This is a genomic window from Gilliamella sp. X-46, assembly GCF_057063525.1.
In genome coordinates this window covers 47,864-63,693 of sequence record NZ_JBXSQH010000012.1, presented here as the reverse complement: position 1 = coordinate 63,693, position 15,830 = coordinate 47,864, and the positions used below count along the sequence as shown (strand labels likewise).

The window sequence follows — 15,830 nt, the reverse complement described above, 5'->3', positions numbered from 1 at the left end:
GCTACAAATAAGGTCAGCACCTTTCACGGGAAAAGTCAGAAAAAGTTACAAATGGCTTTTTACGTTATTTAAGGGCGAATGCGGCAACGCAGTAAGCTGGTAGTATTAAGATTAAGGTGCAAAAACGGGCAACATGAACAACTACGCTGATGCGGGCTTCGTCAACAACAACTACTGGACAAGCGACGCAACAGGTAGCAATGGGTTCAATGTCAACTCGAACAACGGCAATGTCAACAGCAACAGTGCTTCCAATAGCAACTATGCTGTTTGCACCGAGGCCTTATTACAGTGTGCCCTGCTATGAGTGAATTGGAGTTAATAGATGTAAACGGTTTTCTGTTTTGTAGGACAATTATGCACAATAAATTACCTAACTTTACTCAATCAACTTTTGTTCAACCTAAAATATTTAATGATTTAGTGACATTATACCAATGCTATTGGCAAACGCATTGCCACTTACCTAAATCCTTTAAATTTACCACTGGCGAAGCGATATTGACCGAGCTAACTGGGGCAATTCGCTCTGCAGTATTATCTAATATAGTTGACCGAGATAACATCAAAGAATGCCAATCCGCCATTAAACAGTTACAACATATTCGCGCCTCGTTAGATGTTATCAAAGGGCTATTGTGTGTAGGTTGGAAAATGAAAATGATATCACACGGTGCTTTTGCTTTATTCAACCAATCCATCGACAACATCCAAAAGCAGACCACGGGTTGGCAACATTGGTTTATGGCGCAGATGAATGATGAGGATTTAAGCTAAGGCTAAAACAAAAACAAAATTAAAAAAACGCATTAATTTAAACGTTTTTATTTCACAAAAAACACCTTATTTACTCACAAAAATCGGTCAGAAAAGGTATTGATTTTATTAAATTTTTTCTGGCTGTTTTTTTTACAAAAACCGCCTAACAAAAAGCACAACAACTTTCCCAAAAACGATGACTATGTTATTTGTCCTATTCCGGCGTCAGAATGTGCCGACAACAGAGCGAGGTTAGCACGCCAAACAAGGATGTTTGGCGAGGCTATGCTTCGCCGGGAGCGAATCATAGCCGGTGCGTTAAGACCGAGCGACGGCGGAGGGCAGCCGCAGGCCACATTCTGCAGCCAAAGCGTGGGTTGTTAGGGAATTCGCTTTAATTCCCTGACTCGGACGTGGTCACTGTGGCTATTTTGTTCACTATAGGTCAAAACGTCCGAAACCACCGCACCCAATCCATCCTATTCACTAAAAAAGGCCTGATTTTCCGCCAAAAATCGGTCAGGAAACGTATTGATTTTATTAAAGTTTTTTCTGGCTGTTTTTTAACAAAAACCGCCTCACAAAAACATCAGAATGTGCCGACAACCGCGCGAGGTCAACACGCCAAACAAGGATGTTTTGTCCTGAACCAAACTATCGTTGACAAATTAATCACAATAGCGATATTGCCATCATTATAGTTTAAATTGGTGAGTGAAAATTACAAAGGTAAACTACGTTTAATCATACATTGTTGATAAACTTCAAAAGCTTTTTGATTTAATTTCATACCATACAGATAAAGAATGCCGTAGCATAAAAATGCCAAAAAAACACTATCTTTGTATTTTTTAAACATATTATAGTGTTGTATCAATATTTCATCACTTATTCTATCTAATTTTACTTGCTTTATAATTACGTTACATAACAATCGAATAAATAAGCCTACGAAAGTCAACAATCCGATAATTAATGCAGCAAAAACTGCAAGTCCCATAATAGTTTGTAAAAAATTGATCATTTTTTAATTCTCTTATTTTTCAATCATTATCATAGCTAGGCTTTAAAACGGGAAAAACACCGGCACTAAAGCAATATCCACCGCCATAACCAAAAACGTTAACGGCACCCCAATTTTAACAAAATCCCCAAAACTATACCCACCCGGTGCAACCACCATGGTTTTTATTGGTGATGATACGGGGGTAATAAATGAGGCGGAGGTGGCAATGGCAACCGTCATGGCAAATGGGTAGGGCGAGTAACCAAATTTTAGTGCTAAATCAATGGCGATTGGCGCAATTAAAATAGCGGTTGCGGTATTAGATATAAATAATCCAATTGTTGAACATAATAAGAAAATAAATGTTAGCACCATATAGGGGCCGAACGAGGATAGGTGAACTTCAAGCCAAGCGGATATGAGCGAAATTCCACCCGTTTTATTGAGAGCGAGTGCAAAAGGCATCATGCCAATAATTAAAATTAAGGTGGGCCAGTGTATGGATTTATAAGCGTTAGTCATGTCAATGCAACGCGTGGCGCCCATAAGTAAGCAGGCAATTAAGGCCGCAACTACGTTGGGTACAATGCCGGTAACCATTAAGGTTATCATTATAGCTAAGTTGATTAATGCTGCCGGCGCTTGGCTGCTTGCTGGCGCTATGTCGTCAATGTCTGCTGGGTAGTCTAATACAACAAAATCATTGGTGCGAGTTTGTAATTTTTGAATCGATCCCCAATCACCACAGACTAATAATGTGTCGCTCATTTCTAAACGCTCTTGGAATAGGTTGTTGGTTTCAACCGGAGCGTGATTACGCCATATGCCGATGACTGTTAGGAAGTATTTCCCTCTGAAATTGATTTCGTTGAGTGTTTTGCCACACAGTGTTGATTCCGGTAGTAGAGCGACTTCGGCCATGCCGACTTGTTTTACTTGTTCCGAAAAATACTCACCACGCAATATTTTGGGTTCAAGGTTATTGGTGGTTAAAAAAGTACGGTAATCGGCTTCGGAGTGTGACATGTCTAGCAGTAATATGTCATTTTCACGAAATTCGGTTGAGCCATTAACAGAAATTAATACTTTGTGAAATTTGCGCCAACGTTCAATACCAATAACATTTACGCCATGCTTGCTACGTAAATGTAGGCCATCGATAGTGCGTCCAACAAAAGGCGAGCCTGCTAGTATTTGTGCTCGATGGGCACGGCCAATTAATTTGTAGTCGCGAATAAGGTCGGTAATTTTGCGTCTTTGCGGTTGGGTGTTGTTTGGGGTGATTTGTTCGGCAGTGAGTAGCCAATTGCGTGTTAGTAGGCAATAAGTCACACCAACAATTAGAACACCAATGCCAATTGGCGTAATCGAGAAGAAGCTGAACTCAGTTAATGCCGAGCGGTTTAATTCACTATTAACAACTAGGTTTGGCGCCGTTGCGACTAATGTCATCATGCCGCTAATGAGTGCTGCTATGCATAGTGGCATCATTAATTTTTTGACGTGAATACCTGTATGATTTGCAATGCTAATGGCAACGGGGATAAAGATAGCAACAACGCCTGTTGAGCTCATTATTGAACCTAGTAAGGCGGCACCTAGCATGATGCAGGTGATGATGCGTATGTCGTTTTTGCCCGCGATTTTTAATATGTATTCGCTCATTTTGTATGATATGCCGGTTCTGACAAGGCTTTCACCAATAACAAAGAGTAGCGCAATTAAAATGATGTTGGGATCGCTAAATCCTGATAGTGCTTCGGTAGGGGTTAATACGCCTGTGATGGTGATTGCCGTGATGGTGAGTAGGGCGATAATGTCCATTCTTAATTTGCTGAATGAAAACATTAAAATGGCTATTAATAATAATAAGCAAACGGTAATCAGTGGGTAGTATTCAATAAAGTCATTCGGTAAGAATTGTGTAATTGATGATACTAAATTATGCTCAGGTGACAAATGTTCCACAAAAAGTAGCTCTATAAATGCCGATTAGATTTTGGACATAATACCTTGATTTATTGCAATAGGGAATATTTTTGCATTAAGTTTATATGACAAAATTTGTTCTATTATGACATTTTTAACATTTTTTGCTGTTTTTTTTATCGCCTATTCGCATTATGGGAAAGTAGGTGTAATTTAAGTAATTTAAATTATTTAACCCGTAATTTTTTAGGAGAAAGTATGTCGTCAAAAAAAACTGTTGCACAAATTATCGTTGATGTTTTGTCCGAAGCTGGCGTTAAACATTGTTATGGTATTGTTGGTGATACCTTGAATTATATTACTTCTTCTATTAAAAAAAGTAATATCGAATGGGTGCATGTCCGCCATGAAGAGGTTGGCGCTTTTGCAGCAGGAGCAGAAGCATATTTAACTGATCAAATTACGGCTTGTGCCGGTTCGTGTGGTCCGGGAAGTTTGCATTTTATTAACGGTATTTACGAAGCTCAACGTAATAAAGTGCCGGTTATTTTATTGGCAAGTCAGCTAGTGACTTCACAAAAAGGTACTGATTTTCCGCAAGAAGTCGATTTTGAATCTATTTATAAAAACTGTTCTGTATTTTGTCAGGAAATCAATGATCCTACTCAAGCAAGACAAATAACGACAGCCGCAGTTCAAGCCGCAATTAATCAACGCGGTGTGGCAGTTTTAGTGATACCTTATAATATTAGTTTAGTTAAAGTAGAGGATAATAGCGGGCATAAGATTTATCACCCTAAACCGGTTATTCGTCCATCTAATGAAGAGCTTAATCAAATTGCTGAAATACTCAATAAAAATCAAAAAATCGCTATTTTTGCTGGGCAAGGTGTCTGTGAAGCTCATGATGAACTTGTTGGGCTTGCTGAAAAATTAAAATCGCCTATTGTGCATACCTCTAGAGGTAAGGATTTTGTTGAATATGATAATCCGTATAATGTGGGTATGACGGGGATGTTTGGTATGGAGTCGGGAACGACGGCGATTAAAGAATGTGATGTACTGCTTATGTTAGGTGCTGATTTTGCATGGTCGCAGTTTTATCCAGATAAAGCCACTATTATTCAAGTTGATATTGATGCGACCCATCTAGGACGACGTCATCCTGTGAGTGTTGGGGTTGTCGGTAGCAGTAAACCAACGTTGGCAGCTTTAATTCCTTTAGTTGATGAAAAAAAAGATAGTCGTTTTTTAGAAAAATGCCGTGAATTGTATACCAAATCGATGAATAAATTGAATAAGAAAGCAGTGCCTTCGCAAACAACAATTCATCCTCAATATTTAACCGAGCTTGTTGATAAATATGCAGCAGAAGATGCCGTGCTTTGTGCCGATGTCGGTTCCGCTATGGTTTGGGCTTGTCGACATTTTAATACCAATGGAAAAAGGCGCACAGTAATTAGCTTAAAACATGGCACAATGGCAAATGCAATGCCACAAGCATTAGGTGTTCAAAAAGCATTTCCTAATCGGCAAGTTATTACTTTATCAGGTGATGGGGGTATTAGTATGTTGATGGGTGACTTGTTAACCACAATTCAAGAAAAGTTGCCAATCAAAATTATTGTGCTTAATAATAGTTCTCTCAACTTTGTCGAATTGGAGCAGAAATCTGAAGGGTTGGTTGATCACTATACCGATTTACAAAATCCTAATTTTGCCAAAGTTGCCGAATCCATGGGACTATTTGCCATAAGAGTTGATAGCTCTGATTTACTTGAGGAGGCGATGCAATCATTTTTATCGCACTCCGGCCCTGCCTTGTTAGATGTGAAAACCAGCTCTAATGAGTTAGTCATGCCTCCTGAAATTCTACCATCGCAAGTTATGGGGATGGCTCTTTATAGCGTAAAAGCTTCATTACACGGAAAAATGGGGGATGTTGTTAATTTGTTGGTAGATAATTTTATCAAGAAGTAATTTATACTTAAGATCTCTGCCGCTATATGCGGCAGAGTGTTGGTACTAGAAGCTGACAGCGCCTTCTTCTGCTGAGGTTAAATTTTCACGGATAATAGTGAAAAGTTCACGTCCACAACCTTGATGAGAATCGGTGAGATCAAATGGGGCTGGTTGGCGTTTGGTTAGTTCTGCTTCGTCGACAAGTAGTGTGATTTCGCCAGTTTGTCCATTAACGCGGATCATGTCGCCATCTTGGACTTTACTTAATAAACCACCATCATAAGCTTCTGGTGTGACATGGATAGCCGCCGGCACTTTGCCTGACGCGCCCGATAGTCGACCATCGGTTAATAAGGCAACTTTGTAACCTTTATCTTGTAGTACGCCTAGCGGTGTGATTAGTTTATGTAATTCTGGCATGCCAATGGCTTTGGGGCCTTGATAGCGTACAACAACTACGCAGTCTTTATCTAATTTGCCCGCTTTATATTCAGCATCTAAATCGTATTGGCTATTGAAAACAACGGCTGGGGCTTCGATAATTTGGTGCTCTGGCGCGATAGCCGATGTTTTCATTACCGCTCGCCCAAGGTTGCCTGACATGACTTTTAGCCCACCATGTGAGTTAAATGGTTTGTGTATTGAAGCAATGACGTTTTCGTCTAATGATTTGGTTGGACCTTCGCGGAAAACAAGTTGGCCATTTTCTAATATTGGCTCTTTGGTATAGCGGCTTAGGCCGTGTCCTGCAACTGTTTCAACATCTTCATGTAGTAAACCACCTGCCAATAATTCCCTCACTAATAAAGCTGTGCCACCAGCTGCTTGGAAGTAGTTGATGTCGGCTGGACCATTTGGGTAAATTCGGCAAAGTAGTGGTACGGCGGTTGATAGGTCTGATATATCATCCCAATTAATAATAATTCCTGCCGCTTTTGCCATCGCCACTATGTGCATAGTTAAATTGGTTGACCCACCAGTTGCGAGTAATGCAACGAGTCCATTCACGATGACCTTTTCGTCCACCATTTTGCCAACAGGCATGTAGTTACCTGATTGTTGAGTTAGGCGAGTAATTTGTTTGGCTGCTGCGTTGGTTAATTCAAAGCGTAACGCTGTTTCTGGCTGAACAAATGCAGCACCGGGTAAATGTAACCCCATCAATTCAATTACCATTTGGTTACTGTTGGCGGTGCCATAAAAGGTACAAGTTCCGCTTGTGTGATACGAGGCTGATTCTGATTCTAACAAATCTTCACGCGTTGCTTTACCTTCTGAATAAAGCTGGCGAATTCGGACTTTTTCTTTATTCGCTAATCCTGATGGCATGGGTCCTGCAGGTATGAAAATGGCAGGTAAATGTCCAAAGGTTAATGCGCCGACAAATAATCCCGGTACGATTTTGTCGCAAATGCCAAGGTATAAAGCGCCATCAAACATATTGTGTGAAAGACCAACTGCAACAGACATGGCAATGATGTCTCGGCTCATTAATGACAGCTCCATTCCGGGTTCACCTTGGGTAACCCCATCGCACATTGCAGGTACCCCTCCCGCCATTTGTCCAACCGCGCCCACTTCGTGAAGCACTTTGCGGATTTGTTCAGGGTAAAATTCGTAAGGTTTGTGCGCTGAAAGCATGTCGTTGTAAGAGCTGATGATGCCAATGTTGCTTTTTAGTATATTTTTTAGATCGTTTTTGTCATCAATACAACAAGCGGCAAAACCATGGGCCAAATTACTACAAGGCAAACTGGCGCGGGTGACTTTGTTGCTTATTGCCCTTTCTATTTTTTGTAAATAAGCTTCGCGTGATGCTTTTGAACGTTCAATAATTCGTTTTGTTACAGCTTGGACAGTTGAATTCACATTGACCTCTTCTTTGTTTTCTTTGTTCGCTTAAGTTTTATTTTATTTGTTTTTTTTTAGCAATGGCATGTTGCGCGTATTACTTGCTCAGTATCATGCACAACGTCTTTTAATGGTTGTTCAATGTTGATGTTGTAGACATCTTTCTCATCGGCTGTTGGCTCTTCAAGTGTATCAAATTGCGATTGAAGCATGCCTGTTTTTTGGTAGTGGCCTGTGCGTTTCGCTAGGCGTTCAGCGATGACATCGAAACTGCCTTTTAAATAAATAAAATGTACGTTTTCATTTTCACCACGGATAATATCCCGATATTTTCGCTTTAACGCCGAGCAGAGAATAATCGAAACATCGTTAACATTGCTCATGGCAAATGCGGCATTGCTGATTAAGTTAAGCCAAGGCATTCGATCTTCATCATTTAAAGGTGTGCCACTGCGCATTTTTAAAATATTGGCTTTAGGATGTAAAAAATCGCCATCTAAAAACGCGGCATCTAAGTTATAAGCCACTTGTTTGGCTACCGCTGATTTACCACAACCCGATACACCCATTAATACAAAAACTTGTTTGTTTTTTTTCGTCATTGCAGTTCCTTCGTATACTTTTGGCTGTTACGGGTAACATTTTTGCACGTTAATCTTTTTTTGCAATTGAAAAAAGTTTTTTTTGTGATCTGGATCAGATTTTATTTTTAATTCTTAAATAGATAGTGTTTTATCAATTATGATTGATGCCTCGTATTATCCATTTGAGGCTGATGTTTCTTTAGTTTTATATGGCTCATCGAGTATTCCTAAAAAAATGGTTAAGCAATCGATTCCTTTATTTAATCTCCTAATTTTACAAAGGCAATTTTGTTTGATTTAAGTAATAAGAAATAATTTGTACTGCCTAGATTCATAGTAAGCATTGAAATCACAATCAAGTATGGCTTACTATGAACGGTTTTATTCTTTATTTAGTGATATCTCCCATAATTTGTTTAAATGTTGAAAAAGAACAAAACCCCTTCGCATTAGTTGGGCAGTTTGTCATGGTTAGCGTAACTTTTTGTGGTGGATTATTACGATTTAATGGTGATAAATTGCGAATTTGTTCAGTGGATTGGTAAAAGTATTCTATTTTCATTAAATTCTCACCACTACGATTGTCGCGCCATTTTTGAAATACGACTTTACCTCCTATCGGTGTGGTTTCAAATTGATTAGGTAAGTTATAGGATTGAATTTGCATAGCGGAAAATAACGAAGCAATATTGGAATCGTGCCCCACTAAAAGAGTGAATTTAGCTGTCTCTCCATTGTCAGTAAAAGCGTGATTAATATAATTAACTAAATTTGCAGAAACATGTTTTGCCACGGTAGGTGAGCCAAATAGTACGGTATTATAATTCTCTTTAATAGCAACAAGTTGTTTAAACTGTTGCTCATCTTTTATTTTACCCCAAGCAACTTTTTTTAAAGGTGTCCCTTCATAATATTGTAAAATGAAGGCATCGGCAATGGATGTGCCGGTACGCAGTGGCCCAGTAATACCTGGTTCTTTTCCTTTTTCTATTATTAACTCTGTTGGTAAATCAATAAAGTCACACTGTTTGTCAGTGATGCAATTAGTTGATTTTCGATAATCAATTATCTTAGCCATATTTTGATATGCGTTGTTAAGTTTTTTATTTAAACCTGTAATACCATTTACATCCGCATTTTGGTTAATTGAAGCAATAGCAGTTTGCTTAAATTCAACACTATCATCTCTAATTACAGGGGAAAATAAGGGATCCATCTGACCAAGTTTTTCTTTATGAATGATCGGTAAAATACATCCGGGGTAGGCACCAACAATAAAAAATTGCCCTGTTGCAATCGTTCGTTGAAGACTATTTGTATAAATATAAACATCTTTTTCGTTTGGACAGTTATCGGCGGTTAATAATTTATTATCGGCTAACCACTGACTAAAATAGTGGCCAAAATAGCTTTCTAACGCTCCTCCTCGTGTCGTTAAATAACTGGCTGGCGTATCCCACTGTGGCCATTGATTGGGTGTGATTTTTCCTAGAGTACTTGTTGGACTAGCTAACGGAGCACGTAAACCATGGCGACTAAAAACCACGACTTGCTCTAGGGTGTAATCTTCATGATTATCTGTTGCATATGTTGAAAATGATACAATACATGCTAAACCGAATATCCCTTTTAATACTGTTTTTTTCATATGTTTTCCTCTGAATTATATAGATGATGATTTTATTGATGAAATGCTTAATTTTTTCTTTTTTATGATAATTGTTGTCAGCACAATGTTTTATAAGAATAAAAACTGGTTCTCGGTATTCGAGTTTTAATTGGATTATGCAAGAACGGGTTTCTTTATTTTTTGTAAAAAGATAATCCTTGATAAGAAGAAAAGAAATGAAATTTTATGCTATAAGTGATGGTGCTCACAAATTTTACCCTTTATGAGCAAGATAGTTGAAATTTACAGTCATTTAAACTAGAAACATAATGGGGTTTATGCTGAATTAAGTATGGTGAGTGAATTAGGCTTTTTTAATATAGATAATTGTATCGATTATTTTGTTTCGAGCGAAGGTATTGCATTGTTTTTTAATAATGCTTAAAACGCTCGAAACTAAAACTGCCAATAAATTATGATGCATTAGCTGTCTTTTTTACTCGTTCAACAAACATCATCACCACAAAAGCAATAACCGTTAAATAGATGATGTAAGCCCCATAAGTTGCTAACATATCAATTAGTGAACGCCCTCGCATGGCAAAATCACGGAAAAATCGAAATAGCCAAACTAATGGAAATGCGTGGCTAATGTAGTATGTCCAAATTGGCATAATACCCACTGCCATTGTTGATCCTCCCATAATAAACCCAGGCGGAACTAAAAAGATCATTCTGCTCGCGCCTTCGCCCGGATTATTTGTTGTCCAAGAAAGTAAAAAGGCTAACCAACCAAAGGCAAGTCCTGTCATAAATACACTCGGCACAAAAGCAAAATAGTTACCTTCAAAACGTAGTTGCCCAAATATTACTAGTATAGCGGTAATCAGGGTTAATGCGGTTGTGTAAAATAGCGCATAAGGAATCGTTCTTGCTAATAAAGATAAGAAGCCTCTTTCTATGGCCATTTGCCACATACCAGTAACTTTTAATCGGCCAATAATCATCAATGAAGTTAACCCGTAAGTTAATGATGAGAAAAAGTAAACAAAATAAATAATTGTCGAAATTGTCGATGAACTTGCCGGATTAAACAGGTAACGTGTTTTTAGTTGCATGGGTGATAAGGTTGCTTCAATGCCTTCTTTACCAAGCCCTAATGCAGCAATTTTACCAACACTCAGTTCGGCACCTAATTCAGGAATATATTCGTTAAGGCTTTGTAGTACTTTGGCATTTTGTGCATCATTGGTGTCATCAGCAAAATAACCTAGGCGGACGGTTTGATCGCCTTTTTTTAGGCTTTTTTCTAAGCCTTTAGGAATATATAAAACACCTAAATTACGGTCGTGTGAAACTAACGTTATCGGGTTTACTGGCGATCTTATCACTTCCGTTACTTCAATATAAGGTGACGTATTGACTTTACTAATTAATTCGGTCGAATAATTTGATCCGTCAAGATCAATCACCGCAATTTTACCTTCAAATACGGCTCCGTGACTTAATACGATTGAAAATACCAGTGAAATAATTGCCGCTAAGCCAAGTGAAACTTTATAATAAGGGATAAAGTGACCTGACAACATGGCGTCAAGTTCTTCGAGCATAGATTTAATGATGTTTTGCATCATTGATCCACCTCAAGTGTCATTCCGGTTAATAATTTTGGAATCGATTCTATATAAATTCTAACTTGATAAGAGGTTAGATCGGCTTGGCCGCGTTCTCGTGTCATACGTAAATCGGCAAATGATGGCGCAGCGGTGGCAAAGCGGACTTTACCTTTTACTTCTTTATTCAGCGCAATCACATTAGCGGTGACAGTTGTGTCAGGTTGATAATCATTTATCATTTTTTCATTCACATAAATGTCGATATATTTACGGTTTGTCTCTAACAATACTGCGGGGGCGCCGTTTGGTACTATTTCGCCATCTTCAAACATCAGTTTTAATATTTTTCCATCTTCAGGTGCTCTTAACGTTAGTCGTTCATAATTGAGTTGTAACTGTTTTAATTCAGCTTCACCTTGCGCAAGTTGTGCTTTAAGCTGTGCTAATTGATTTTGGCGATTTTGGAGTTTTTGCCGAGCAATTAAGATGGACTTTAATGTCATGCCGGTTGCATTTTGTGTTTGTTCAAATTGGCTTATTTGTTCTGGTGTTGCACCAATCATTAAAGTCGATAATTGACTTTCAATTTGCACAACTTGCATTTTGGCATTAATAAATGCATTACGTGCATTATCAAGTTGTGACTGTGAGTTGCCACCTGTTTTTCGTAATTGGGTTTGGCGATCAAATTCCGTCTTCGCTAAATTTTGAGCAGATTTTGCTGCTTCTAAATTGGCTTGTACTTCTTCAATTTTGCGCCAAGTTGTTAATTCTGAAAGGTTAGTCTCGTTTTCCGTAATTTCAATGGTTGCTTGTTCTTGATTGACTGCTGCTTTTTGGCTATCAACTAAAGCTTGTAAGCGATCGATAGCCAGCTTGGTATCGATATCTTCTAATTGCATTAACCGATCACCTTTTTTTACCATTTGTGACTCTTGCACAAATCGTTGGGTGACTTTTCCGCCGACATTTTGAAAGGCAATATTAATTTCGTCAGCCGTTAATACGCCAGATTTAATGCTTTTGGCAACAGATACCGCATCATTTCTTGAACCTACAAAAATTAAAAATGAGCCAAACATTAGCAGAAGTAAAAAGATAACAGGAATTTTGACATTTTTTTTCATATATAGCTTATTTTCCATTTATTTAGTCAGCTAACTATTTAAGTAAAAAGAATGACTTTAATGATTAAAGTCCGTTATTTTCGTAATAATTTGCGCAACATTGCGATTAAAGACTCTTGCTCTTGCGAGTTTAGCACCTGCGCAAAAGCGCGAATCGATTTAAGGTGGTTGGGTAATGCCTCTTGAATCAGCCTTTCACCTGCATCTGTTAAAGTGATTAGGCGAGAACGTCCATCTTCACCACTTTTTGTCATCGAGATTAAAGGCTCTGGAGATGCCAGCATTCGCTTAACCATGACAGATACCGTCGCCGGTGTTACGCCAATGCGCAAAGCAAGATCGCTGGCACAGGTTTCACCTTCTGAAAACAGTGACATCAATAAGGCAAATTTCCCCTCAGAAACGCCGTAATCTTTATCTAATTGTGCATAGATATTCGCGCGAATGAGATCGGCGGTTGTGATTAAACTTAAAACCAGATCAACACCAGAAACTTCAACAATATCATTATTAAATCTTTGTGCACGTGCTAAGGTTTCACGTGAAGGAAGCTTTCTTGAATTGTAATTCAATTATCATTACTCAATTTATTTAGTCGGCTAATTATAATCGTTTAATTATTGTTGGCAACTTTTTTAACGGTTTTTTGTCGATTTGCTGGGTAATTAAGTCGGGTATTTTGATAGGCATTTTTGATTTTTATCTATTTTTAAACAAGCCTTAACTTCAAATTATGACTTCAACAATCACTCTTACTACTAAAGTGGTAATCCTTGAGGGTAGTTATATTCTGTACCAAGTTTCATACAATGTTATCAAAATAAAATTAAATCATTAAATTAAAATAAAATTGGAGTTTTTTGTATGAGTAAAACCAATCTCGTTATTATTGGTAATGGGATGGTTGGGCATCGTTTTGTTGAAGAGTTAATCGATAAAATGCAGTCCAATCAATTCAATATTACTATTTTTTGTGAAGAGCCGCGTCTTGCCTATGATCGGGTGCATCTTTCTTCTTATTTTTCTGGGCATACTGCCGAAGCGCTTTCTTTGGTTCGCGAAGGATTATACAAAGAGAATAATATTAAGGTTTTACTTAATGAACGGGTTATTTTAATCAATCGTCAGCGTAAGGAGGTGCATTCTCAACAAGGGCGAATTGTTGCTTATGATAAATTGATTATTGCGACTGGATCTTATCCTTGGGTGCCGCCGATTAAAGGTGCTGAGGGCTTGGATTGTTTTGTTTACCGTACGATTGAAGATCTTGATGCTATTCGAGAATGTGCGAAGCGTTGTAAAAAAGGTGCTGTTGTGGGCGGTGGGTTGCTAGGGCTTGAAGCTGCTGGCGCTTTGAAGAACTTAGGTATGGAAACGCACGTGGTTGAGTTTGCCCCAGTGCTTATGGCTGAACAGCTTGATGTGCAAGGCGGAGAACAATTACGTCGTAAAATTGAGGAGATGGGGGTCGGGGTTCACACCAGTAAAAATACCCAAGAAATAATTCATACGCCTGAAGGTAAAATCATGCAATTTGCAGATGGTTCTTCACTTGAAATCGATTTTATTGTTTTTTCAACCGGTATTAGAGCAAACGATAAATTAGCTCAACAATGCGAGTTAGAAATCGGCCCTCGTGGTGGGATTGTAATTAATGATTATTGCCAAACATCAGATTCTAATATTTATGCTATTGGTGAATGCGCTTGTTGGCAAAGCAAGGTTTTTGGTTTGGTTGCACCCGGCTATAAAATGGCTCAGATTGCTTTAGCACATTTAATGGGTCAAGCCGATAAATTTGAAGGCGCCGATATGAGCGCCAAGCTAAAACTGATGGGTGTTGATGTTGGCAGTATTGGTGATGCTAAAGCGAAAACAGTGGGGAGTCGTAGCTATGTTTACTTAGATGAGACAACGCCAGTTTATAAAAAATTGGTTGTTTCGAGTGATAATAAAAAGCTCTTGGGTGCGGTATTGGTCGGCGATACGTCGGATTATAGTAATTTATTACAATTAATGCTTAATGATATGGATCTCCCCGAACACCCAGATACGTTGATACTACCAGCACATGCAGGCGCAAAGCCGACTATGGGTGTTGATGCGCTTCCCGATTCAGCACAAATTTGTTCTTGTTTTGATGTGACTAAAGAAAAAATTATCCATGCGATTAATGCAGGTTGTCATACAGTTGCAGCCATTAAGGCAGAAACAAAAGCCGGAACGGGATGTGGTGGCTGTATCCCACTTGTTACGCAAATTCTTAATTTGGAATTAGCTAAACAAGGGATTGAGGTCAGTGATGCCTTATGTGAACATTTTAAATACTCGCGCCAAGAGTTATATCATTTAATTCGTGTTGAGGGCTTAAAGTCATTTGATGAAGTGATTAAAAAACATGGTAATGGCTACGGTTGTGAGGTTTGTAAACCCACGGTTGGATCGTTATTAGCTTCATGTTGGAATGATTATATTCTTAAAGATAATTTGATTCCTTTGCAAGATAGTAATGATATTTTCTTAGGTAATATTCAAAAAAATGGCACTTATTCTGTGATTCCCCGTAGTGCAGGTGGCGAAATTACACCAGAAGGATTAATTGCCATTGGTCAAATCGCTAAAAAATATCAACTCTATTCTAAAATTACCGGATCACAGCGTATTGGTCTATTTGGCGCACAAAAAGATGATCTGCCGGCTATTTGGAAGGAGCTTGTTGAGGCGGGTTTTGAGAGTGGCTATGCTTATGCTAAAGCGTTAAGAATGGCAAAAACCTGTGTGGGTAGTACTTGGTGTCGATTTGGTGTAGGCGATAGTGTGGGGTTGGGGGTAGAACTTGAAAACCGCTATAAAGGTATTCGTGCACCACATAAATTTAAACTGGGTGTATCTGGTTGTACGCGTGAATGTGCCGAAGCTCAAGGTAAAGATATTGGGGTGATTGCCACTGAAAAGGGATGGAATCTTTATGTCTGTGGTAACGGGGGAATGAAGCCTCGTCACGCCGATTTACTTGCTGCGGATCTCGATAAAAACACACTAATTCAATTTATTGACCGTTTTTTGATGTTCTATATTCGTACTGCAGATAAATTACAACGAACTTCTGTTTGGCTTGAAAATCTAGAAGGTGGTATTGATTATTTACGCAGTGTCATTATAGACGATAAGTTAGGTGTTAATGCAGAGCTAGAAAGTGAGATGGCGCGCTTACGTAAATTAATGGTATGCGAATGGAAAGAAACGGTTGAAAATAATGCAAACCAAATTCGATTTGCGCACTTTATTAACAGCAGCAAACGTGATGAGAATGTCCAAATTGTACCTGAACGCGATCAGCATCGACCAGCTACAGCCGAAGAACGTAAAGTAATGTTAGGGGAATAA

General features: G+C 38.6%; 12 protein-coding genes. 4 read left to right on the top strand and 8 right to left on the bottom strand.

Annotated features, from left to right (window positions below; all coding sequences use genetic code 11):
* Positions 1-133: 133 nt before the first annotated feature.
* A complete protein-coding gene (locus ACYIAJ_RS08420) occupies positions 134-307 on the top strand; it encodes a hypothetical protein (protein WP_160401909.1) in 174 nt (57 codons plus the stop codon).
* Positions 308-357: 50 nt separating this feature from the next.
* Positions 358-777, top strand: coding sequence for a four helix bundle protein (locus ACYIAJ_RS08415; protein ID WP_483564653.1), 420 nt, complete (start codon positions 358-360; stop codon positions 775-777).
* 703 nt (positions 778-1,480) lie between these two features.
* Here ACYIAJ_RS08415 and ACYIAJ_RS08410 read toward each other — a convergent pair.
* Complete coding sequence (locus ACYIAJ_RS08410; protein ID WP_483564652.1) at positions 1,481-1,759, bottom strand: hypothetical protein; 279 nt, start codon at positions 1,757-1,759, stop codon at positions 1,481-1,483.
* A 66-nt stretch (positions 1,760-1,825) separates the two neighbouring features.
* Positions 1,826-3,613, bottom strand: coding sequence for an SLC13 family permease (locus ACYIAJ_RS08405; protein WP_483564654.1), 1,788 nt, complete (start codon positions 3,611-3,613; stop codon positions 1,826-1,828).
* A gap of 339 nt (positions 3,614-3,952) precedes the next feature.
* Between ACYIAJ_RS08405 and ACYIAJ_RS08400 the strand changes: the two genes are divergently transcribed.
* The gene (locus tag ACYIAJ_RS08400) at positions 3,953-5,674 is read left to right on the top strand and encodes a thiamine pyrophosphate-dependent enzyme (protein WP_483564651.1); all 1,722 of its coding nucleotides are present in this window, start codon (positions 3,953-3,955) and stop codon (positions 5,672-5,674) included.
* Between the two features lie 45 nt (positions 5,675-5,719).
* On the opposite strand, the gene edd is transcribed toward ACYIAJ_RS08400, so the two are convergent.
* The 6 genes from edd to ACYIAJ_RS08370 form a co-directional block, all read right to left on the bottom strand.
* Complete coding sequence (gene edd, locus ACYIAJ_RS08395; protein ID WP_483564650.1) at positions 5,720-7,525, bottom strand: phosphogluconate dehydratase; 1,806 nt, start codon at positions 7,523-7,525, stop codon at positions 5,720-5,722.
* Between the two features lie 56 nt (positions 7,526-7,581).
* On the bottom strand, positions 7,582-8,109 hold the full coding sequence (locus ACYIAJ_RS08390; RefSeq protein ID WP_483564649.1) for a gluconokinase, GntK/IdnK-type: 528 nt from the start codon (positions 8,107-8,109) through the stop codon (positions 7,582-7,584).
* A gap of 370 nt (positions 8,110-8,479) precedes the next feature.
* Entirely contained in the window at positions 8,480-9,739 is a 1,260-nt protein-coding gene (gene agp / locus ACYIAJ_RS08385) for a bifunctional glucose-1-phosphatase/inositol phosphatase (protein ID WP_483564648.1), read from the bottom strand.
* A gap of 434 nt (positions 9,740-10,173) precedes the next feature.
* Positions 10,174-11,334, bottom strand: a complete 1,161-nt coding sequence (locus ACYIAJ_RS08380; RefSeq protein ID WP_483564647.1) for an ABC transporter permease — start codon at positions 11,332-11,334, stop codon at positions 10,174-10,176.
* A complete protein-coding gene (locus tag ACYIAJ_RS08375; protein WP_483564646.1) occupies positions 11,331-12,443 on the bottom strand; it encodes an HlyD family secretion protein in 1,113 nt (370 codons plus the stop codon). The genes ACYIAJ_RS08380 and ACYIAJ_RS08375 overlap by 4 nt, the downstream gene beginning before the upstream one ends.
* 74 nt (positions 12,444-12,517) lie before the next feature.
* Positions 12,518-13,015 carry a MarR family winged helix-turn-helix transcriptional regulator gene (locus ACYIAJ_RS08370; protein WP_483560553.1) on the bottom strand — a complete coding sequence of 166 codons (498 nt, stop codon included), beginning with the start codon at positions 13,013-13,015 and terminating at the stop codon, positions 12,518-12,520.
* Between the two features lie 292 nt (positions 13,016-13,307).
* Between ACYIAJ_RS08370 and nirB the strand changes: the two genes are divergently transcribed.
* Positions 13,308-15,830, top strand: a complete 2,523-nt coding sequence (gene nirB, locus ACYIAJ_RS08365) for a nitrite reductase large subunit NirB (RefSeq protein WP_483564645.1) — start codon at positions 13,308-13,310, stop codon at positions 15,828-15,830.

What these genes read in the sequence shown, in the direction of transcription:
- ACYIAJ_RS08375 (WP_483564646.1), bottom strand. Translation starts at nt 12,443, where the DNA reads ATGAAAAAAAATGTCAAAATTCCTGTTATCTTTTTACTTCTGCTAATG.
- ACYIAJ_RS08380 (WP_483564647.1), bottom strand. Translation starts at nt 11,334, where the DNA reads ATGATGCAAAACATCATTAAATCTATGCTCGAAGAACTTGACGCCATG.
- ACYIAJ_RS08415 (WP_483564653.1), top strand. Translation starts at nt 358, where the DNA reads ATGCACAATAAATTACCTAACTTTACTCAATCAACTTTTGTTCAACCT.
- ACYIAJ_RS08390 (WP_483564649.1), bottom strand. Translation starts at nt 8,109, where the DNA reads ATGACGAAAAAAAACAAACAAGTTTTTGTATTAATGGGTGTATCGGGT.
- ACYIAJ_RS08410 (WP_483564652.1), bottom strand. Translation starts at nt 1,759, where the DNA reads ATGGGACTTGCAGTTTTTGCTGCATTAATTATCGGATTGTTGACTTTC.
- ACYIAJ_RS08420 (WP_160401909.1), top strand. Translation starts at nt 134, where the DNA reads ATGAACAACTACGCTGATGCGGGCTTCGTCAACAACAACTACTGGACA.
- ACYIAJ_RS08405 (WP_483564654.1), bottom strand. Translation starts at nt 3,613, where the DNA reads ATGTTTTCATTCAGCAAATTAAGAATGGACATTATCGCCCTACTCACC.
- ACYIAJ_RS08400 (WP_483564651.1), top strand. Translation starts at nt 3,953, where the DNA reads ATGTCGTCAAAAAAAACTGTTGCACAAATTATCGTTGATGTTTTGTCC.
- agp (WP_483564648.1), bottom strand. Translation starts at nt 9,739, where the DNA reads ATGAAAAAAACAGTATTAAAAGGGATATTCGGTTTAGCATGTATTGTA.
- nirB (WP_483564645.1), top strand. Translation starts at nt 13,308, where the DNA reads ATGAGTAAAACCAATCTCGTTATTATTGGTAATGGGATGGTTGGGCAT.